We start from the raw sequence: 20,929 nt of genomic DNA on the forward strand, positions 1-20,929 counted from the left end.
TTTGAAGCATGACGGTTGAAGAGGCGATCGCAGTCGTTGAAATGGTTCTGGAACAGGGGCGACTGAACAAGGTCCAAGAAATTGTGTTGCGGCAGTCCTGGGAAGGGCAGTCCTATATGGAAATTGCCCGCAGTGCAGGCTACGACGCTGGCTATCTCAAAGATGTGGGTTCTGAACTGTGGCAAAAACTGTCCCACGCCTTTGGGGTCAAAGTCACCAAACATAACTTTCAAGGAGTTCTGAAGCGCAACACCATACCGCACAATGCTTCTGCCACAACTCACACCGTTCGGCTGAGCGCTCACGGCGAAGCCCCCCACCCCATCCCCCAGATAGACTGGGGCGACGCGATCGATGTGTCCATTTTCTACGGACGCAAAGAGGAACTGGACATCCTCAAACAGTGGCTTTTACAAGACCATTGCCGTCTGGTGACCCTTTTGGGCATGGGAGGAATGGGCAAAACAGCGCTTTCGGTCAAGTTGGCAAGGAAGCTAGTGGGAAGAGAGGGAGTAGAGGAATGGAGGAGTAGGGGAGTGGAAGCTACTTCATCCCCCCCTCTCCCCCTCTCCCCCACCCCTCATCATTCCTTTGAATCCGTCATCTGGCGATCGCTACGGGATGCCCCTCCGATCCATGAACTCCTAACGACGCTGATTAAATTTCTATCGGGTCAGCAAGAAAGTCCCTTGCCTGAAAGCGTGGGAGGCAAGCTCTCCCGGCTGCTGGAATTGTTGCGCCAGTCTCGCTGTTTGGTCATTCTTGATAATTTCGATGCGGTGCTGGAGGCAGGACAGCGAACGGGGGTATATCGCGAGGGGTATCGCGACTATGGTGAACTGTTGCGTCGGGTGGGTGAAATTGCCCACCAGAGCTGTTTTGTCCTCACCAGTCGGGAAAAGCCGCAGGAAATTGCGGCGTTAGAAGGGGAAAAGCTGCCGATTCGCACCCTATCCATGACGGGTTTGGATACGATCGCCGGACAGAACTTGCTCAGTGCAAAAGGACTAACAGGTTCCCTGGAAGCAACCACCCAATTGATTGAACATTACCGGGGCAACCCCCTGGCGCTAAAAATTGCTGCCACTTCAATTCAAGACCTGTTTGCCGGCGACATTTGCCAATTTTTAGACCAGGGGACCGTTGCCTTTAACGGAATTGGCAACCTGTTACGGCAGCAATGCGATCGCCTGTCTCCCCTGGAAAAACACATCATGTACTGGCTGGCGATCGAGCGCGAAGCGGTTTCAACCACCGGGCTACAGTCCAACCTGGTGCCAGAGATTTCCAGAGCCAGGTTAATGGAAGCGCTGGAATCCCTTTGCTGGCGGGGGCTGATGGAAAGCAACGCGATCGGGTTTACCCAACAACCCGTGATTATGGAATACACCACCGACTGCTTGATTGAGCAAATTACGCAAGAGATTGTGACCGAAGCCCCCAGTCTTTTTCTCAGTCACGCCCTGATCAAAGCGCAGGCAAAGGACTACATCCGCGAAAGCCAGATCCGGGTCATTCTCCAACCGATTCTGACTCGCTTACTGACTGAACTCGGATCACCCAAACAGGCTGAACATAAACTAACCCGGCTCCTCAATCAACTGCGAGAAACGCAATTAAAGGTACCTGGCTATGGAGCAGGCAATCTGCTCAACCTGTTTTGTCAGCTTGAAACCGACCTGTCGGAGTACGACTTTTCCCATTTACCGATCTACCAGGCGTATTTGCAGGATGCCAGCTTAAATCAGGTCAATTTTACCCAGACACAATTTGCCAACTGTGCCTTTGCGGCGACCTTTGGCGGGATTACCTGTGTTGCCTTTAGCCCGGATGGGCAGCAATTGGCAACCAGCGATACCAATGGCGAAATCCAAATTTGGAACGCCACTAGAGGAGAGCAGCTTTTTGCTTGCAAGGGACACAACAGTTGGGTATGGAGCGTTGTCTTTAGCCCAGATCACACCCTGCTAGCCAGTTGTGGGCAAGATCATACCGTGCGGCTGTGGAATACTCAAACCGGGCAATGCCTCAAAATCCTGGAGGGACATACTAGCATCGTCACCAGTGTGGCGTTCAGTCCGGATGCGGGAGTGCTGGCAAGCGCTAGTGAAGACCAGACAATTCGGCTGTGGAATTTAGATACGGGAGCGTGCTGGAAAATTTTAACTGGACACCAAGCCTGTGTTTGGAGCGTTGTGTTTCACCCCTCGGAACGGATTCTCATCAGCGGTGGAGAAGATGGCGCAATTCGGTTCTGGAACCTGGATACCGGCGACTGTTCCACTACGCTGAAAGAACATCAGCAATGGATCAAAACCGTTGCCATCAGCGTGGATGGACGAACTCTGGCAAGTGGTAGTTTTGACCAGACCCTTAAACTCTGGGACTGGCAAACCGCCACCTGTCTCAGAACATTGCGAGGGCATGGAGCACCCATCACATCGATCAGTTTTAGTCCCGATGGCAAGAGCCTTGCCAGCAGCAGCTATGACCAGTCGATTAAACTGTGGCAAGTTTCTACGGGCACCTGTGTCAAAACCTTGCAGAAACATACCAATCGCATCTGGTCGGTCACTTTTGACTCGACTGGCACCCGCTTAGCCAGTGGCGGCGATGACAATACTGCCCGGATCTGGGAAGTCAGTACTGGGTTGGGCACCAAAACCTTGCAAGGACACAGCAATTCGATTTATGCGATCGCCTGGAGTCCTGATCAACATCTACTTGCCAGTGGACATGAGGATCAGACCATTAAGCTCTGGGATCTGGACCTGAAAGCTGAAAAACCGGCTTCAAACCAGATGCCCCACCTGCCTGTACCCAAGCTGCCTTTTCGGGTATTGCGGGGACATACTAACCGGGTCTTGAGTGTTGCCTTTAGCCGAGAGGGCACCTGGCTTGCCAGTGCCAGTTTGGATCGCACCATCAAACTCTGGAACCCCCATACGGGTCACTGCCTCACCACCCTGGAAGGGCATACCAGTTGGGTCTGGGCGGTGGCATTCAGTCCCGATGGCACCCAGCTTGCCAGTGCCAGCTATGACCACACGATAAAACTGTGGGATGTGCCGTCTGGAAAGTGCTTGCAAACGCTAGAGGGGCATACCAGTTCGGTGCTGGCGATCGCCTTCAGCCCGGAGGGCAACCAACTCCTCAGCGGCGGCTATGAACAAACGATCAAACGGTGGAACGTTGCCACAGGTCAGTGCTTACAAACCTTACAAGGACATACAAACCGAGTCTGGACTGTGGCATTCAGTCCGGATGGGCAACAATTTGCCACCGGGGGTGATGACCAGGCGATTCAGGTATGGGAAACTGCAACCGGCAAGGCTCTTCAGGTACTCAAAGGACACACCAGTCAGATTCTATCGGTGCAATTTAGCACCGACGCTACCCTGCTAATCAGCAGCAGTGCCGACGGCACCATTCGGCTCTGGGAGCTTGCCACAGGCACCTGCCTGAAAACCTTAGCAGGGCATCACAGTTGGGTCTGGTCAACCCTGCTAGACCTGAACACCGCCACCCTCCTCAGCAGCAGTCAGGATGAAACCATCCGCTGTTGGAATATCCACACCAGCGAGTGCTGGCAGACCCTGCGCGCTCCCCGTCCCTACGAAGGAATGAACATTACGGGTGCATCGGGTTTAACAGAGGCACAACAGGCAACCTTGCTGGCATTAGGGGCGGTTCAGCACGGTGTTACTCAATAGCAGGATGAATTAGACGGACTTTCAATTCATCCAATCCTAAATTCATCCCTCGAAGCAGCCCTGTCGATGAGTTGCGTTTTATGTTGTAACCCAATCTCCTTCTGGTAGAGGCAATAGGATCGAGGTGTAGTAAATCTCCTGGTTAGCGACCACAGGAGTGGGTTAATCAATTTTGGTCTTGCATTTTGGCGATCGCTCAAAAGGAGACTTAAATGGAAAATTTTGATTACGTCATTTTAGGGGCCGGTTTGGGTGGACTTTCTGCCGCCGCCTGCCTGACCCGTCAAGGACAGCGGGTGGTTGTCCTGGAGCAACACTACCTGCCGGGTGGATGCTGCCACACCTTTGACTTTGGAGATTACCGTTTCTGTGCAGATGTGCATTACATCTCGCAATGCGGTTCTGGTCAAACCATCCGTCAGTTTCTCAACTACATTGACCAAGAGGTGCCATTCAATTCCCTCGATCCAGACTGTATCGATCGCGTGATTACCCCGGAAGCTGATTTCCGCATTCCCCTCGGTTGGGAAACCTTCCGCCAGCGATTGCTGACTACCTTTCCAGAGGAAGCCGCTCCCATTAACCGCTACTGCGACGAAATTAAACAATTGCATCAGGAAATGCACAGCCTGGTCCAGGATATTCACTGGTATGACCAGAAATGGGCTGACTGGCTGAAATTGCCGCAGTACTGGAACCTCTTCCTCAAACGCAATTGGACCCTCCAGGATTTGTATGACGAGGTGGGGTTATCGCCCAAGTTGCAAGCGATTCTGGCAGGGCAGAGTGGTGATTATGCGTTGCCACCGCAGGAAATTGCCCTGATGACCCACACCTCACTGGTTTGGGACTATTCCGAGGGCGCTTACTATCCCACCCACCACTTTAAGCACCTGGTCGATACGATTGTGGAGACGATCACAGCCGGGGGAGGGGTGATTCACTATTCAACCCCGGTAGACCACATAGAAGTGCAAGATCATACGGTGCAGTTTATCACCGCTGGCGGAACGTCCTATACGGCGACCAAAGCTTACATTAGCGATCTCGATCCAAAACTGACTGTGCAATTGATGCACCATCCAGAGGCATTGAGTGGACGAGAACGCGATCGCCTGACGGGTTATGAATACTCTGCCAGTGCGTTTAACATCTACCTGGGGCTGGATCAGCGCTTTCAGCCAGAGCGCTACGGCATCGGCAATTGGAACATCTGGTACTACCCAACCGGCAACCTGAACCAGGAGTATCAACAGCAGCTAGAAGGGAACCTGGATCGCCCCTGGATCTTCCTGTCGTGCCCAACGATGAAAAGTCAGGCAGCGGGGATGGCTCCGGCGGGTCACCATGTGTTGGAAATTGCAACGGTCTGTCCCTATGAACCGTTTAAATATCTGCACGAAACCGATCCGAAGGCTTACAAAGCCAGAAAACGGGAGGTTTATCAGGCAGTCATGGCAAGTGTGCGGGATTTGATTCCCGATGTGGATGCCTATGCCCGCATGAAGATCTATGGCACACCCACCACCAGCGAGTTCTTCCTGGGGCAACCGCAGGGCAATATCTACGGTGCCAAGCTGATTCCCCGGCAGGTGGGGCTAAACCGCCTCGGCTACCGCACCGAGCTACCCAACCTGTTCTTGGTGGGAGCCAGTGCCGGGTATCCCAGTGTACCGGGCGTGATTGGCAATGGCATGGATGTGGTTGAAATGCTTACCAATCAGTCCGTCTGGCGGCAAGCCAGGGAGCCTGAATTGGCAGGGGTCTCGGTTTAGTCCTGGGTAAGTACTGATAGCGCGATGGGCAACTTGGTAGTTACGATCCCTGGTTTCTCGTTAAATTTGGTTCAACTGACTGAAATAATCTTCCTAGAAACCGGGGATCTGGGGGTTGTCGAACCACCACATTAGTAGAGTGGCGATCGCTAATCGAAAAAGGATTCAATCATGACATCTGAAGTCAACGTAAAACTAGCATCGTTATACGACACCGACTATCAACTCTGGCTAGAGCAAACAGTGGCGCAATTGCGAACCCATGATTTTAATGGTCTTGACTTAGAAAACTTAATTGAAGAGATTGAAAGTTTGGGTAAAAGCGACAGACGGGCTATTTCTAGTTATCTGATGCGACTCTGTGAACACTTCCTCAAAATCAAGTATTGGGAATCTGAACGAGAAACGTGTTTTAGGGGCTGGAAAGTAGAAATTCGGAATTTTCGGTTGCAAATTCAAGCCATCCTGGATGATAGTCCTAGCCTCAAAAGTTATCTCAAGGAAAACTTCCTGGCAGAGTATCAAAACGGCAGAAAGCTATTTTTAGATAGCAGCGAATTAGCGGAAACTCTGATTCCCGAAGAACCACAGTTTACCCTGGAGCAAGCCCTGGACGAAGACTGGCTACCCTGGCAACCTGAATTATGATGGGGGCATGACCCGTTTGCAACCCCGGTTAGAGTTTATTCCCCAGGCACTCAACCTGTTTGTCCTGTGGCTAACCCAAAGATTAATTCCAATTCTGCTCAGGCTGCGGTTGCGATCGTGGCTTCCTTCCGGCATTTCCCAGATTCAAGTCAACAATGTTGAGGTTCTGGTCAACCTTTATCAGCAATTTCAGGCGGGCAAGATTCGCTGTCTGCTGGCGTTTCGGCACCCGGAGGTAGACGACCCTCTGTGTATGTTTTATGTCCTGTCCCGGATTGTGCCACGGGCAGCGCGGCAGCAGGGAGTACCGCTGAAGTTTCCAGTTCACAGTCACTTTGTCTATGACCGGGGGATGCCCCTGTGGGCAGGAAATCTGCTGGGATGGTTCTTCTCGCGTCTGGGGGGAATTCCGATTCACCGCGGCAAGCGTCCAGATCGGGCGGGTTTACGGGCAGCCAGGGATCTGTTCGCTAATGGCAAATTGCCGATCGCGATCGCCCCGGAAGGCGCAACCAACGGGCACAGTGAATTAGTCAGTCCCCTGGAACCGGGGGTAGCTCAGTTGGGTTTCTGGTGTCTGGAGGATCTGGCAAAAGCGAACCGGGAAGAGACGGTATGGATCGTCCCGGTTGGCATCCGATACCACTATCCCCACCCTCCCTGGCAAAAACTGGACAATCTGCTGTGCCAGCTAGAGCAGGACAGCGGCTTAACTGCCCAACCTGTGCCTCCAGATGTGGATCAGACCACTGCTTTTTATAAACGCCTGTTCCAGCTTGGTGAACATTTGCTGTCTGAGCTGGAAAACTTTTACCGCCAGTTCTATCACCAGGACTTGCCGCCCCTAGAGCCAGGTGAATATGAAGATGGGAATGCCCTGCTATCCGCTCGCCTGCAACGCCTACTGAATGTGGCACTGCAAGTTGCCGAAACCTACTTTGCGATCGCCCCCCAGGGCAATTTGAGTGAACGTTGCCGTCGCCTAGAAGAAGCCGGCTGGCGTTGCATTTATCGGGAAGATGTGATTTCCCAATCTGAACTGGAATCGCTCTCACCCTTTGCTAGAGGCTTAGGCGATTGGGTTGCCGAAGAAGCCAGTATCCGAATGCGCCACATGCGTCTGGTAGAAAGCTTTGTCGCGGTCACCGGCACCTACATTAAGGAAAAGCCTTCCATCGAGCGATTTGCCGAAACCACCCTATTAATGTTTGACCTGATTGCCAGAGTGAAAGGGCAGAAACTGCCCCGTCGCCCCCGCTTGGGCTGGCGACACGCCACCATCACCGTGGGCAATCCCCTTTCTGTCAGCGATCGCTGGCAAACCTATCAGAGCAGTCGTGCCGCCGCCCGAAAAGCCGTTACCGAACTGACTCAGGATTTGCAAACGGTTTTGGAGGGGATGATTGGACGTGAGGGGTGAGGGATCTTGCGGCTGCCAGATACTCTGCCGCCTCTAAATAAGATTCCTGATTGGGATGTTAAGTTACTGACTTAAAGTTTGATCTGGACTGGCAATTTATTGGTACCAATGTAACGATTTAACCCAGTAGCGATCGCGTTTTCGGCAAAGCTATGACGTAGAACGTGCCCTGTGTGTTCCCTAAAGTTGATCTATCTCTACTTCTAAGCGAGGAAATCTACGTAATTCAACCACGTCATTAAATTAACTTCACTGACTGTTGAAAAAGCGGTGATCTCAGATCTGATTGACAAGACCCCCATTCCCCCGGTTGTAACTGAGCCATTGCCCCCTTTTACCTGAACTAAACCCCGTCCAACTTGAGACCTGGAGTTTGACAGGTCAGCCCTCACCCTAAAGTCCTCTCCCCTTGGGACACGAACTTTAAAGGGTTCCTCCGGCTCCCCTCTCCCCTGGGAGCTATCCATTATCCAGATCTGGCTCAAACCGCCCTCACCCTTTATGTTCCCCTCTCCCAGGACGGGCGTTCGCAGAGCGTCTCCATAGGAGTTGGGGAAAGGGTTTGAAGCTCCCCTTCTCCTATTTTGGGAGAAGGGGCTGGGGGATGAGGGCAAGCACTGTCTAGCGTCACTTTCAGACACTTTTGCGTAATGGATAGCCCCTGAGAGAGGGGCTGGGGGTGAGGGCTTAAAACTACGGTTCTCAACATGGATTTGATTTATCAGAGCTGTCAGGGCAATTGTTATGCCAACAGTCATTTCTGACACCTACCTCTGAACTGACGATGCCACTGGTTTATTGATGCTCACTATAGAGGACGATGCTGGAATTTTTTCAACCCTTTTTCTCACCCAACCCCTACATTCCCCACGGACACTGCTACCTCTGGCAAACGCCGCTGGTTGCCCTCCATGTTGCGAGTGATGCGCTGATTGCGATCGCCTACTTTTCCATCCCAGCCATGCTGATTTACTTTGTCAGCCAGCGCAGTGACATTCCCTTCTCAAAAGTATTTATTCTGTTTGGTGCCTTCATCATTCTTTGCGGTACAGGGCACCTGTTAGATATCTGGACGCTCTGGCACCCAGACTACTGGCTGTCTGGCATCGAACGAGCGATAACCGCTCTGGTCTCCTGTTACACCGCCTTAAAACTGGTCGAGCTACTGCCACAGTTTTTAGCGTTGCAAACGCCGGAACAATTAGCCGCCATCAACCAGGAATTAGAAAAGCAGGTCTTAGAACGGCAGCGCACCGAAGAAACCCTGCAAACCATTGTTGCCGGAACGGCTTCAGTGACGGGAACCGATTTTTTTCCTGCTCTGGTTCAAAACCTGTCCACTGCCCTGGATGTTGCCTACGTTGTCGTGTTTGAAACCGTTGACGAGTCGATGCAGAAGCTGCGGAGTCTCGCCTTCTGGTGTCGAGATCATCTCGCGGCAGACCTGGAACACGAGTTGGTAAATACTCCCTGCCATCTGGTGGTGGGCACTAAGCAGCTTTGCTCCTATTCAGAGGGGGTGCAGCAAGAGTTTGCCGATGCCCCTCTGCTCAAAGTGCTGAATGCAGAGAGCTATATGGGAGTTCCTTTGCTGAGTGCCAACCAGGAGGTGATTGGGAGCCTTTGTCTGCTGGATGAAAAACCCTTGCAGACCGACGATCGCGCCAGAGCGCTGTTGAGCGTCTTTGCTGCCCGCGCGGCAACCGAACTGGAACGGAAATGGGCGGAAGACGAGAAGCACCGTGCCTATCAAGAATTGGAATCTAGGGTTGAGCAACGCACCGAAGAACTGGTAACCGCCAATGCCAACCTGGAAACCGAAATTAGAGAACGGATCGCCGCTGAAGCCGTCATTAAGCTATCGGTGGAGCGAGAGAGGGCAATTAATCGCATCATCCTGCACATGCGGCAAAGCCTGGATCTGCGAACCATTTTCCACGCTACCACCACTGAACTGAGGCAGGCAATCACCTGCGATCGCGTCCTGATCTACCGCTTCAACCCCGACTGGAGTGGAGAATTTGTCTCCGAAGCGGTGGTTCACGGCTGGACCCCCATGCTGCCTGAACGGGCGATCGATCCCACCCTGACCCGAAATGTGGTTGATCAAGCCGATTGTATTACCACCCGCCTGGATAGTTCAGACACCCTGATCCAGGACACCTACCTGAAACTCAACGAAGGGGGAATCTATCGCCAGAAAACAAGTTATTGTGTTGTGTCCGATATTTACCTGGCAGGTTTTACTCCCTGCTATATCGAGCTTTTAGAACAAATCCAGGCACGGGCTTACATCATCGCGCCGATCTTCTGTGGCAATCAACTATGGGGCTTATTGGCAGCTTACCAGAATGGTAATCCACGCCAGTGGCAGGAAGCGGAAGTGCGAATTGTAACCCAGGTGGGCAATCAGCTTGGAGTTGCCGTACAGCAGGCAGAACTTTTTGCCCGCACCCAGCACCAGGCAGAAGAACTGGGACAGGCAAAAGAAGCTGCCGACGCGGCTAACCGGGCAAAAAGCGAGTTTTTGGCAAATATGAGCCATGAACTAAGGACTCCGCTGAATGCCATCCTGGGCTTTACCCAACTGATGCAGCAAGACCAATCCCTCACCACCGACCACCAGCAATACATCGAAATTATCAACCAGAGCGGTGAACACCTGCTGGGACTGATTAACGATGTCCTGGAAATGTCCAAGATTGAAGCTGGACGCACGACCCTCCATGCCTCAGAGTTCGACCTGTACAAATTGCTCTACAGTCTGGAATCCATGCTGCAACTGAAGGTGCAGTCCAAAGGGTTACAACTCAGCTTTGAATATGGCGCAACCGTACCCCAGTTAGTCAAAACGGATGAAAGCAAACTACGCCAGGTTTTGATCAACTTGCTTGGGAATGCGATCAAGTTTACCGAAACTGGCAGCGTCGCCCTGCGCGTTAAATTACAGAAAGCTTCTATCCCCCAGACCCTACACTTTGAAGTCCAGGACACGGGACCTGGTATTGCCCCTGAGGAATTGGATGACTTGTTCAAACCTTTCCAGCAGACCCGGACGGGGCAGAACGCGAAGGAGGGAACGGGCTTAGGCTTACGCATCAGCCAGACATTTGTGCAGCTCATGGGTGGTGAAATCACGGTTCACAGTGAACTGGGCAAAGGCTGTTGTTTCGCTTTTCAAATTCCAGTGGAATTCGCTCAAATCGTTCCTATCCCAGCGCCAGCCTCGACGAATCCCGCTGTGAGTCTTGCACCGGGTCAAAGCACCTATCGCATTTTAATTGCGGAAGATAATGCAGCCAATCGACTGCTATTAAGCCAGATCTTGAGCCGTATGGGATTTGAAATTCGGGAAGCTGAAAACGGACAGGCAACGATCGCCCTATGGCAGCAGTGGCAGCCTGACCTCATCTTCATGGATATGCATATGCCTCTGATGGATGGCTATGAAGCCACCCGGTACATTCGCTCCCAGGAGGCTCTCATTCCCGATCCAGATCCCCAGGCAAACCACCCCCAGCCCATTCATCCCCAGAGCAAACCCACAAAAATTATCGCCCTCACCGCCAGCGCCTTCACCGAGCAGCGGCAAAACAGCCTGACCGCAGGCTGTGATGACTTTCTCAGCAAACCCTTTCGCCGCGCCGATCTGATTGACCTTTTAGCCCAACATTTAGGGGTGGAATACCTGGATCAAGCGCCCCAAAAAGACGCGATCGCCCCAGCCGTAACCCCAGCGCAACCACAATACGTTCTGACAGAATCTAGCTTAAAAGTGATGCCCGCTGAATGGATTGCCCAACTCCACTATGCCGCTGCTCAGGGCAATGATACCGAAAGCCTCAGACTCATTACCCAAATTCCCTCAGAACAGGCATCCCTCACGGCGGCATTATCCCGATTAATTGAAACCTACCAGTTCGATCAGTTGATGGAATTGACCCAACCCACCCACTCTCCAGAGACATGAGGCAAATTGATGGGCACAGACGGTTACTATTCGGCAGGATTACGGCTTTCCTCACTGCGAATGTTGGGTAGAGAACGATAAATTAGCAATAGTCAGTACACGAAAGTTTACATGGATTGTTTAGTAATTCATGCTCGATTTCGCGTCACTCTCTCCCAATTTGTTGTCCGTTGCTGGTAGTCAGCCTGGAAGGAGATGCTCCTATGTTTGAACTTTTCACCGAAGAAGCCATTAAGGCAGTTATGCTTGCCCAGGAAGAAGCTCGTCGCCTGGGGCATAACTTCGTGGGCACCGAGCAGATCCTGCTGGGAGTCATTCGGGAAGACACTAGCATTGCAGCCCAAGTTCTGACTGACTTGGGTGTTACCCTTGATCATGCCCGTCAAGAAGCTGAAAACATTGCCGGACGTGGTTTTGGGGTGATTCCAGCGGATATTCCCTTTACACCCAGTGTCAGGCGCATCTTTGCCGAAGCGGTTCAAGAGTCTCGCCACCTGGGACAAAACTATGTTGCTCCAGAGCATTTAATACTGGCGATCTCGGCGGGTGGTGAAGGCGTTGCCATCAAAGTCTTACAAAACCTTGGGATTGAGATCGCTGATCTAAGACAACGATTGCAGTCAGAAATGGAAACGGTCACGACTGTTCCTGTGGGAGGATGGCAAGACCAACCTGCTATTCATCGCCCTGCCTCCAAAAACGCGATGCTGGAAGAGTTTGGCACCAATCTGACCCGGTCAGCCGTTGAGGGTAAGCTTGATCCGGTTGTAGGGCGCGAAAAGGAAATTGAGCGGGTTGTTCAAATTCTGGGTCGCCGCACCAAGAACAACCCAATTCTGCTGGGGGAACCCGGTGTGGGTAAAACCGCGATCGCCGAAGGGCTTGCCCAGCGCATTGCAACCAATGATGTGCCCGATACCCTTACCGACAAACAGGTGGTTAGCCTCGACATGGGGCTGTTGGTGGCTGGCACCCGTTTCCGGGGAGACTTTGAGGAGCGCTTAACCCGCATTCTGGATGAAATGCGCTCTGCTGGAAACATTATTCTCGTGATTGATGAAGTCCATACGTTGGTCGGTGCTGGTGCCATTGAAGGCGGGATGGATGCGGCAAACCTGCTAAAGCCTGCCCTGGCAAGGGGTGAGCTTCAGTGCATTGGTGCCACCACGCTGGATGAGTATCGCCAGCACATTGAGCGAGATGGCGCCTTGGAACGTCGCTTCCAGCCTGTGATGGTCGGCGAACCCAGTGTCGAAGATACGATCGAAATCCTGTACGGCTTACGCGATCGCTATGAACAGCACCACAAAGTCCAGATGACGAATGAGGCATTAGTGGCGGCTGCCAAGCTTTCTGCTCGCTATATCAGCGATCGCTACCTGCCGGATAAGGCGATCGATCTGATTGACGAAGCCGGTTCCCGTGTGCGACTGGCAACCATGCCCCAATCTGCTACCAGGGGACTGAAACAGGAACTGCGTCAGGTGGTCAAAGCCAAAGAAGAAGCGGCTACCACCCAGGACTTTGATGCTGCCAGTCAGTGGCGCGATCGCGAACTGGAGCTAGAAGCACAAATTAAAGAAATCCAGGAACCCACTTCTAACAACCAACAACCGCCAACTAAATCCCTACCTCCCACCGTGACGGACGAGGATATCGCTCAAATTGTCGCTGCCTGGACAGGAATTCCGGTCAGCAAGTTAACAGAAACGGAGTCTGAACGGTTGCTCAATATGGAAGAGACCCTGCACCAGCGTGTTATTGGTCAGGATGAAGCAGTGAAGGCAGTTTCCCGCGCCTTGCGGCGGGCACGCATTGGGTTGAAAAATCCAAACCGCCCGATTGCCAGCTTTTTCTTCTCGGGTCCTACGGGAGTGGGTAAAACCGAACTGGCAAAAGCACTCGCGGCTTACTTTTTCGGTTCCGAAGAATCCATGATCCGACTCGATATGTCTGAGTTTATGGAAGCGCATACGGTTTCCAAGCTGATTGGTTCGCCACCGGGCTATGTCGGCTACGGAGATGGGGGACAACTGACGGAAGCAGTGCGGCGTAAGCCTTACACAGTGCTTCTGTTGGACGAGGTTGAAAAGGCACATCCCGATGTCTTCAATATGTTGTTGCAATTACTGGAGGATGGACGGCTGACTGATTCCCAGGGACGAACGGTGGATTTCCGAAATACACTGGTGATTCTGACTTCTAATGTTGGTTCAAGGGTAATTGAGAAGGGTGGTGCTGTCTTTGGGTTCGAGTTTGCCAGCCATGATAGTGAGGCACAGTACAGTCGCATTCAATCCCTTGTGAACGAAGACTTGCAACAGGTTTTCCGACCAGAGTTTCTCAACCGTTTGGATGAGATGATCGTCTTCCGGCAATTGACCCGCGATGAAGTGGGGCGGATCGCAGACCTGATGCTGCGGGATGTGGCAGATCGATTGGCAGACCAGGAAATTACGATAGAAGTGAGCGATCGCGTCAAGGAACGTCTGGTCAAGGAAGGGTACAGCCCAACCTACGGTGCCCGTTCCCTCAGACGGGTCATCACGCGCCTACTGGAAGATGCCTTGGCTGAAGCAATGCTGTCCCATTTGATTCAGCCAGGAGATACCGCAGTGGTAGATCTGGATGACCAGGACGAAGTTAGCATTCGTCCAGCCGTGCCACTCAAATATTCATGGGCAACGGTGTCAGCCTGAACCGATCGCAGGCGATCGATAGCCCTTCTTGAGGACACGATTGAGGTCGTGTTGATATGAGCAAGTTGCCTGTGATATCGGGTACAGAATGCGTTAAAGCACTTGAGCAAATAGGCTTTGTAGTGAATTGCCGGAGGCGATCGCGCGGTTCAGACCTCCGAGGTTTTCAAAAACCTCGGAGGTCTTGGGTACCAGACAAATTTATGACGAGAGGGGGCGATCGTACTGTGAAAATCGTAGGCAAAAAACTAGATTCATTCCCCCCACAGCTTGCCTAACAATGTGTGAATGTCCTTTTTGTCCCCATCCTTGCGTCCAGTCATAGTCCAAGTTGTGCTTTGGCGTTCTCCCAGGGAATCGTGTTGCCTTGCTCGGATTGAACAATGCTCTGGCGTAACCTTGTAACAAATTCGGTATCGGTGAGAATGTCGAGGGTTTTGAGCAGTTCAGTCAGGTGAGTGTAGCTGAGCGCAGCGATAACAGGAACACCGTCTTGAGTGATGAGAATGGGTTCGTCGGTTAGTTCGCTGGGAAGATTGGTGAGTTGTTGTTGCGCTTGGGCGATCGTAAGTTGCTTGGGCATGGACTGAAAAATGCGTCAGGGTAGATTCACTGTAACACCCAGTGCTAGAGAAGGAACTGGACTCCCAGTTTTACGTGATCGCGCCGTCATGTAGGGTTTCGCTTCACCCAATGCTTTACAGCATGAGCTTGACAGTGCTAAACCAGACTGAGTGAGGGACGATCGCAGGTGATAACCAAAATTAAATCGATTTTCACAAAGTAAAGGAAAATTGGGAGGAAATTAACTTTTATCGTCATTTTCTTTGATGATTCAAATTATTCGCAGCCGAGCAATACCAGAGCAAATGCGGCAAATGCTAGAGACTTTGGGGATCTACATTAAACTGGCAGTAGATATTCAACGAGGCGTTCTAGCGGGAGGAGGCGAACTGCATGCTGATTGTGAACAGATACTACTGGAGGACGGCAGTGAGCAAATCTACGTTTGGGGGGCAGATTGGTATCCTCTCAGACAGAGCATAGGCTACGAATCCTTAATTAACCTTCGCCCTAGTGTCGGCAATCGCTCAATGGAAATTCAAGATCTGACAATTCGAGAACAGATTAATCGCATTGTTCAAAATCTTTTAGGAAATGTGCAATGGCAGTAAGTTTGGATATTCTCAAAACCCAATATCTCCAACAAGACATTTCGACTCAGTTTGATAGACTGGCTGAAAACCTGACTCAAATCAAAGCGTTGGCTCAAGCAGGTACAGAAGAACAGCTTGTCCAAGACTTGATTCGAGAAAGTCAGTTTTTTGTTGAATGGGTAGTTCCGAACCTTAACCTCGATACGAATCTGAATTTAGCCACCGAATTGGTTGAATTACAACGCCAATTAAGTCGGTGGAAACTCCACTGGTCAACGCTCTGGTCAAGTCCAAGCGATCGCTTACAAATAGCTCACCACGCTCAAGAATGGAGCGATCGGGTGCTGTTGGGTTTCGCTGCGACCAATAATTTACAGGCAAGAGCTTGACAGTGTTCAACCCACTCTACGGCAAGAGGGGCGATCGCGCTGAAGCAGAGTATCAGGCGTTTCTGAAGCCTGAGGATGATCATCTGCCTGCAATGACCAGAGATTTCGCGACGAACCTGAACACGCTCATGCTGGATGAGTAAACGGTGGGATTTTCATTAGGCTACTATAGAATATTAGTTGTGTTAACGAATAAAGCTGTTATAGGGAAAAGTAGGCTGAGTTATGGATCCATTGCTCTTACTAGCCATTGTGGGTTTAACTGTGGCATATGTGCAATTGAGGCGCATGCAAAATGAGCAAGATCGACTTAATAGAGATTTACACCAATACAAAAGTTTGGCTTCTACAGGAGAGCTTGATGAACTAAGCCGGACTAAAGAGGAGCTTACTAAACAAGTTAGTAATTTGCGCCAACAGCTATTTATCCTTGAAGAAGAAGCATATATTCAGTCATTTGGATTTTATGAACCAAAGTATGACTTTATCAGCTCTGAAGATTATGCCATAAGATTAAAACAGGTAAAATCAGAACAGAAGAGAATGATAAGGGAACGTGCGGCGGTAAAGAGCCTAACTAAACTGCTTTTCGATACTAGTGAAAGAAAAGGAAAGAAATTAACTGAAAATATTCAAAAGCTTATACTAATAGCTTTCAATACTGAGATCGAAGATGTGATTCTTAAAGTTAAGCATAGTAATGTTCAATCTTCCCAAGAACGGATACTTAGAAGTTTTGAGCGATTAAATAATTTATCAGAGACAACCACTTGTAAAATCACAGAGGATTATCTCCATCTAAAGCTATCTGAGCTACATCTTCAGTATGAAATGGCTTGTAAAAAGCAGCAGGAGAAAGAACAGGAGCAAGAAAGAAAGAGAGACGAAAATGAACGTAAATTACTCGCAAAAGCCGAGGAAGAGATTAATAAGGCAGAGGAGAAAGAGGAAATCTATCGACAACAAATCGAAGAAATTCGTCAAAGTATACAACAGGTTGAGGGTGAGAGACGTAAACAATTGGAATTGGAGAACAATCGACTTCAACGTGAGTTAGAAAAAGCTCAAGCTGAGACGGAGCAAGCCACATCGCGTTATAGAGCGAGAAAAAATGGCTATATTTATGTGATCTCGAATATAGGGTCTTTGGGGCAAGGCATATTCAGGATATGTAAAAGTGTTCGAGCAGATGACTATATCAGTGAAATGAATCCTGCCCTTCCTTTCCCATTTGACGTTCACTTCAAAATTTTCTCGGAGGATGCCTCAGATACGCTCCAACGGTTGCATAGTCGGTTTCAGTTTAGAAGAGTAAATTTGATTAATGAGAGGAGAGACTTCTTTCAAGCCTCAATAGATGAAATTGCTAAAGCAATCGATGAAATCAATCAACAGACCGGGGTATTAAATATTCTCAAAACTGAGCGGGTAGCTCAGGCATATGAATATCGTAGAACAGTTGCCGAACGAAATAAAATTTTTGGTTCGAAAATAACTGATGTTGACAATCACAATGCAACAGCTTAGACTTTTCCATTCAGAATACTGAGCTAAGAGCCTTGTACAATCCGAAAACCGATATGATTGGAAGCTTGCGTTGAGCTTTTCCATAAACGATAAGAAGAGCGGCAGTTGGAAGGCTCACTAAGCCATGAGCCACCTCGAATTACACGGTTCTGATTGTTAGTGTTATCAATCCAAGCCTCTCCATTAGTTGGAGCACCCTTATAGTCTTCATGCCAGTGATCTTGGCACCATTCCCAAACATTACCGTGCATATCGAATAAGCCAAAGGCATTAGCAAATCTTAGTTCTCCAACCTGTAATGTTTTCGCTCGATTGATTCCCTTTGGTTCTAAACGATATGGATGGGTGCCATCGTAGTTTGCCAAGTCGGAAGTAATTGTTTGTCCGAAATGAAAGGGAGTTGTGGTGCCAGCTCGACAAGCATACTCCCACTCAGCCTCTGTCGGCAAACGATATATATATCCTGTTTTTTGAGATAAAAGATTGCAAAATTCTACCGCATTGTGCCAAGAAATTTCTACAACAGGTCGATTTACTCCCCAATGACGTGAAGGACGTAGCTTTAGTTTTTTGGGGGTAGTCTGTAATTGGGCAATTGCTCTCCATTGAGCAAATGTGATGGAGAATTTACTTATCAAAAATGGCTTGATAGTTACTGAATGTTGAGGGCAATCATTCTTATAACCCTTATCTTCTGATTCAAGTGTACCCATTTGAAAAGTTCCACCGGGAACAAATACCATTTCAATTGCTACTCCATTGACTTCCTCAATAAAGCACCAATTTTTCTCGGTATGTTGGGAGATGATTTTTCCATAAGAATCGATTTCTAAAATATCAAAGATAAACTCCTGAAGATCAGGAGCAATTGACTTAGAGATTTGATGGAATTGCTTGTACTCAGAATATTTTAAAGTTTGTTCTGGAACAATAGGCGTTATCAAAGGAGATCGCTCTGAAGTAGCTTGTGATTTTTGGATGGTTGTCTTAGAGGAAACCTTAGAAGATTCGGCTGCTTGGGGTTGTTCAGGTTGAGGCAGGGTAGTTCCTGTGTGACGTTGAATACTCAGCCTTTGCAAAGCTTCGATCGCCTCCATATCTGAACCTGAAGCCGCCGCTAATACGCGAATCCACAATCGCTGTGCTAAATCCCAATCTTGGTTCATCTGGGCGCGATAGGCATCATTTTTCAGCGTGGCAATATCAGTAAGGCTGGCGTGTTGGGGCATCAAGATCAGATGAGAGCGGTTCAGGGGTTCGGCAATGGTGTAGGGAATTTGCCTCGCCCTCTGCAAATGCTGACTGACCAGTTCCGGCACGCGATGCTCAAGATACTGATTCAGCCGCTCTACTGTGGCACATCGACCCCGAATCCCCAACCCTTCCAGCAGGGCATAGGTAAAGGCTCCATGCCCAATCGCTTCCAGTTCATAGGAATACTGGTCAGGACTGCACGAAAAGAGACTGATCACTCCCGTTTGGCGGACTTCTGCTTCCGTTTGTCTGCCGATGCCCTCGCCGCTTTTTTTGCCCCCACTGCGACAAGCATCCAGGATCATCACCGCATTATCGGCTCCACAACTCCGCAGATAATTGGTAATCGTGTTAGTGGAAATGCCTGTGTTTTCAATATCTTCTGGATCGCCATCCAGCGGCATCAGGTAGTCCTGCCCCTGGTGCGGAATCCCATGCCCGCTGAAAAAGAACCAGAAGTTATCGCCATCTTTCATAAACGGCGTTGCAAAAATTTGACGCAAGACCCGCAACAGATTGGCGCGAAACGGTTCAGTCGGTTTGCCGCCGATCGCAGGAGAGTCATCGGTAAACAAAAAGATGCGATCGAACCTGGCTTCCTGCATCAGAAAGTTGTGCATCGCTTCCGCATCCCGTTTGGCGTACCTCAGCGGTTGCAAAAAGCGATATTGGTTGATGCCAATAACGATCGCCCAATTGCTTGCCATCTACTTCTTTGCATCCGATCGGGTAAATTTCAGCGTAATCGCTCCTTTCCCAGCAGCTTTCCCCCCTGCCACTAATTTAACTTCTCCTTCGCCGCTGATTTCTACGGATAACTCCACTTCGTCCAGCTTCATATCAGATTCCGAACCAATCTGCTGGTCCACCTGCTTGAACAACCGTCCGACCAATTGCAAGAACTGGTTCATGTTCTGCTCTAGCTGCGAGACGGGCAACCGGACTTCTTTCAAGCTAGAGATGTGTTTATGAACTTCTTCACGCCACCCCTTTTGACCTTCAATCGGTACAGAGATGTCATCTGTTTCATCCGTCACAATCACAATGTAGTCTTCTGGCATAAGTTGTTGGGGCTGGGAGATTAACCCGATGATAGCCTTAAGTTCTTACGGGTAAACCCTTCCTTTCCAGGCTCCGCCTCGCCCTTGCCAATGACGCAGGGCAGAATCGAGCGTCATCAGCGTGTAAAGCAACGCGATCGCCGGTAGGCAAAACGCCAATACAGGTGAACATCGGTAGAACCGCACGGTTGGGAAATATGCCAGGGTCATCAACAGGTAAGTGACCAGACCCATCAGCGCGATCGCCCATTGTCCGGTCAAGGCTCCTGCCACCAGGGCGATCGGGGGAACCAGATACACCAGCGTCATCCCGATCAGTGTGCCCAACAGTAGCAGCGGATTGTAATTGAGTTGGGTATAAGCCGTCCGGGCAACCATATTCCAGATCGTTTGCAAATCTGGATAGGGACGCAAGCTTTTGGTCAGGTCACTCAAGCCCAACCAGATCCGACCAGAACAACCTCCCTCTCTAGCGGTTTCAATACTCGATACGTGATGTCCGGTACCCGGTACCTTACCCCCCACCGACTTCACCCTCTGCGCCAGCGTACAGTCATCAATTAACGCCTGTCGAATACTGTCCAGCCCGCCAATTTCCTCCAACGCCGTCCGCTTAATCAAGATGCACCCACCCGCCGCACCCGCCATTTTCCTGGTCGGATCATTCACCCAGCGAAAAGGGTAAAGCTTCATAAAGAAAAAGACGAACGCCGGTATCAGTAGCTTTTCCCAAAAACTTTCACAGCGAAGCCGCACCATGACCGACACCATATCCAGGTCTTGCTGAATTCCCCTGTCTACTAATCGGCGCAGATTGCTAGGCTCATGCTCAATATCCGCATCCGTCAACAGAATGTAGTCCGGCGACAAGATCAGAGCTTTCTGCACGCCCTGATCCATTGCCCACAGCTTACCCGACCATCCAGCCGGTAACGGTTCGGCTAAAATCACCTGAAACCGGTCAGGGTTGCCTGCTGCGTCAGCCGTTTCCCTGGCAACCTGGGCAGTGCCATCCGTACTGTGGTCATCCACCAGGATGATGTGAAAGGTGCCCGCATAATCCTGCCTGAGCAGCGATCGCAGACTGACTGGCAACACATCGGCTTCATTGCGAGCAGGAATCACAACACAAACTGAAGGATACATGGATTCCTCTTGCTCCTTTATCCCTCCGCCTTCAGCCTTTTCCTCCAGCCGCTGATCACACAACCAAAACTCTCCCCTCCCCCACAGCAGAACTAGCCAGATGCAGAGAGAGAGGAGAGTGAAACCCAACGCGATCGCCATAGCAATCCCCAGCCCTTTTTTGTGAAATC

Annotated in this window: 14 protein-coding genes; 10 read left to right on the top strand and 4 right to left on the bottom strand. The window is 50.4% G+C overall.

Features of this window, described 5'->3' with window-relative positions:
- Positions 1-8: 8 nt before the first annotated feature.
- The 6 genes from AC1S52_RS10685 to AC1S52_RS10710 all read left to right on the top strand — a co-directional run bounded on the left by AC1S52_RS10685 (position 9) and on the right by AC1S52_RS10710 (position 14,225).
- Positions 9-3,713: a WD40 domain-containing protein gene (locus AC1S52_RS10685; protein WP_482028986.1), complete on the top strand. Its 3,705-nt coding sequence runs from the start codon at positions 9-11 to the stop codon at positions 3,711-3,713.
- Positions 3,714-3,925: 212 nt separating this feature from the next.
- Positions 3,926-5,488, top strand: coding sequence for a phytoene desaturase family protein (locus AC1S52_RS10690; RefSeq protein WP_482028987.1), 1,563 nt, complete (start codon positions 3,926-3,928; stop codon positions 5,486-5,488).
- Positions 5,489-5,659: 171 nt separating this feature from the next.
- The gene (locus AC1S52_RS10695; RefSeq protein WP_482028988.1) at positions 5,660-6,136 is read left to right on the top strand and encodes a DUF29 domain-containing protein; all 477 of its coding nucleotides are present in this window, start codon (positions 5,660-5,662) and stop codon (positions 6,134-6,136) included.
- A gap of 7 nt (positions 6,137-6,143) precedes the next feature.
- On the top strand, positions 6,144-7,556 hold the full coding sequence (locus AC1S52_RS10700; RefSeq protein ID WP_482028989.1) for a lysophospholipid acyltransferase family protein: 1,413 nt from the start codon (positions 6,144-6,146) through the stop codon (positions 7,554-7,556).
- An 820-nt stretch (positions 7,557-8,376) separates the two neighbouring features.
- Positions 8,377-11,526 (top strand): GAF domain-containing protein, encoded by a 3,150-nt coding sequence (locus tag AC1S52_RS10705; RefSeq protein WP_482028990.1) that lies wholly within the window; start codon positions 8,377-8,379, stop codon positions 11,524-11,526.
- Positions 11,527-11,729: 203 nt separating this feature from the next.
- A complete protein-coding gene (locus tag AC1S52_RS10710; protein ID WP_482028991.1) occupies positions 11,730-14,225 on the top strand; it encodes an ATP-dependent Clp protease ATP-binding subunit in 2,496 nt (831 codons plus the stop codon).
- Between the two features lie 319 nt (positions 14,226-14,544).
- On the opposite strand, the gene AC1S52_RS10715 is transcribed toward AC1S52_RS10710, so the two are convergent.
- Positions 14,545-14,808: a hypothetical protein gene (locus tag AC1S52_RS10715; protein WP_482028993.1), complete on the bottom strand. Its 264-nt coding sequence runs from the start codon at positions 14,806-14,808 to the stop codon at positions 14,545-14,547.
- 247 nt (positions 14,809-15,055) lie between these two features.
- Between AC1S52_RS10715 and AC1S52_RS10720 the strand changes: the two genes are divergently transcribed.
- From AC1S52_RS10720 to AC1S52_RS10735, 4 genes are all read left to right on the top strand, one after another.
- A complete protein-coding gene (locus AC1S52_RS10720) occupies positions 15,056-15,400 on the top strand; it encodes a DUF5674 family protein (protein ID WP_482029072.1) in 345 nt (114 codons plus the stop codon).
- The gene (locus AC1S52_RS10725; RefSeq protein ID WP_482028994.1) at positions 15,391-15,771 is read left to right on the top strand and encodes a hypothetical protein; all 381 of its coding nucleotides are present in this window, start codon (positions 15,391-15,393) and stop codon (positions 15,769-15,771) included. Before AC1S52_RS10720 ends, AC1S52_RS10725 begins: the two co-directional genes overlap by 10 nt.
- A 2-nt stretch (positions 15,772-15,773) precedes the next feature.
- The gene (locus AC1S52_RS10730; protein WP_482028995.1) at positions 15,774-15,914 is read left to right on the top strand and encodes a hypothetical protein; all 141 of its coding nucleotides are present in this window, start codon (positions 15,774-15,776) and stop codon (positions 15,912-15,914) included.
- A gap of 82 nt (positions 15,915-15,996) precedes the next feature.
- Positions 15,997-17,298: an SNIPE associated domain-containing protein gene (locus AC1S52_RS10735; protein ID WP_482028996.1), complete on the top strand. Its 1,302-nt coding sequence runs from the start codon at positions 15,997-15,999 to the stop codon at positions 17,296-17,298.
- A 23-nt stretch (positions 17,299-17,321) separates the two neighbouring features.
- On the opposite strand, the gene AC1S52_RS10740 is transcribed toward AC1S52_RS10735, so the two are convergent.
- Genes AC1S52_RS10740 through AC1S52_RS10750 form a run of 3 tightly spaced genes read right to left on the bottom strand, consistent with a single transcriptional unit; the run spans position 17,322 to position 20,900 of the window.
- Complete coding sequence (locus AC1S52_RS10740; RefSeq protein WP_482028997.1) at positions 17,322-19,259, bottom strand: SUMF1/EgtB/PvdO family nonheme iron enzyme; 1,938 nt, start codon at positions 19,257-19,259, stop codon at positions 17,322-17,324.
- Positions 19,260-19,613, bottom strand: a complete 354-nt coding sequence (locus AC1S52_RS10745) for a Pepco domain-containing protein (RefSeq protein ID WP_482028998.1) — start codon at positions 19,611-19,613, stop codon at positions 19,260-19,262.
- Between the two features lie 45 nt (positions 19,614-19,658).
- Entirely contained in the window at positions 19,659-20,900 is a 1,242-nt protein-coding gene (locus tag AC1S52_RS10750) for a glycosyltransferase (protein ID WP_482028999.1), read from the bottom strand.
- Positions 20,901-20,929 lie beyond the last annotated feature (29 nt).

The organism is Kovacikia sp. CALU 1929, assembly GCF_056784235.1.

Coding starts and splice junctions, on each gene's coding strand:
- AC1S52_RS10685 (WP_482028986.1), top strand. CDS start 9: ATGACGGTTGAAGAGGCGATCGCAGTCGTTGAAATGGTTCTGGAACAG.
- AC1S52_RS10705 (WP_482028990.1), top strand. CDS start 8,377: ATGCTGGAATTTTTTCAACCCTTTTTCTCACCCAACCCCTACATTCCC.
- AC1S52_RS10740 (WP_482028997.1), bottom strand. CDS start 19,259: ATGGCAAGCAATTGGGCGATCGTTATTGGCATCAACCAATATCGCTTT.
- AC1S52_RS10695 (WP_482028988.1), top strand. CDS start 5,660: ATGACATCTGAAGTCAACGTAAAACTAGCATCGTTATACGACACCGAC.
- AC1S52_RS10735 (WP_482028996.1), top strand. CDS start 15,997: ATGGATCCATTGCTCTTACTAGCCATTGTGGGTTTAACTGTGGCATAT.
- AC1S52_RS10720 (WP_482029072.1), top strand. CDS start 15,056: ATGATTCAAATTATTCGCAGCCGAGCAATACCAGAGCAAATGCGGCAA.
- AC1S52_RS10750 (WP_482028999.1), bottom strand. CDS start 20,900: ATGGCGATCGCGTTGGGTTTCACTCTCCTCTCTCTCTGCATCTGGCTA.
- AC1S52_RS10745 (WP_482028998.1), bottom strand. CDS start 19,613: ATGCCAGAAGACTACATTGTGATTGTGACGGATGAAACAGATGACATC.
- AC1S52_RS10725 (WP_482028994.1), top strand. CDS start 15,391: ATGGCAGTAAGTTTGGATATTCTCAAAACCCAATATCTCCAACAAGAC.
- AC1S52_RS10690 (WP_482028987.1), top strand. CDS start 3,926: ATGGAAAATTTTGATTACGTCATTTTAGGGGCCGGTTTGGGTGGACTT.
- AC1S52_RS10710 (WP_482028991.1), top strand. CDS start 11,730: ATGTTTGAACTTTTCACCGAAGAAGCCATTAAGGCAGTTATGCTTGCC.
- AC1S52_RS10700 (WP_482028989.1), top strand. CDS start 6,144: ATGACCCGTTTGCAACCCCGGTTAGAGTTTATTCCCCAGGCACTCAAC.
- AC1S52_RS10715 (WP_482028993.1), bottom strand. CDS start 14,808: ATGCCCAAGCAACTTACGATCGCCCAAGCGCAACAACAACTCACCAAT.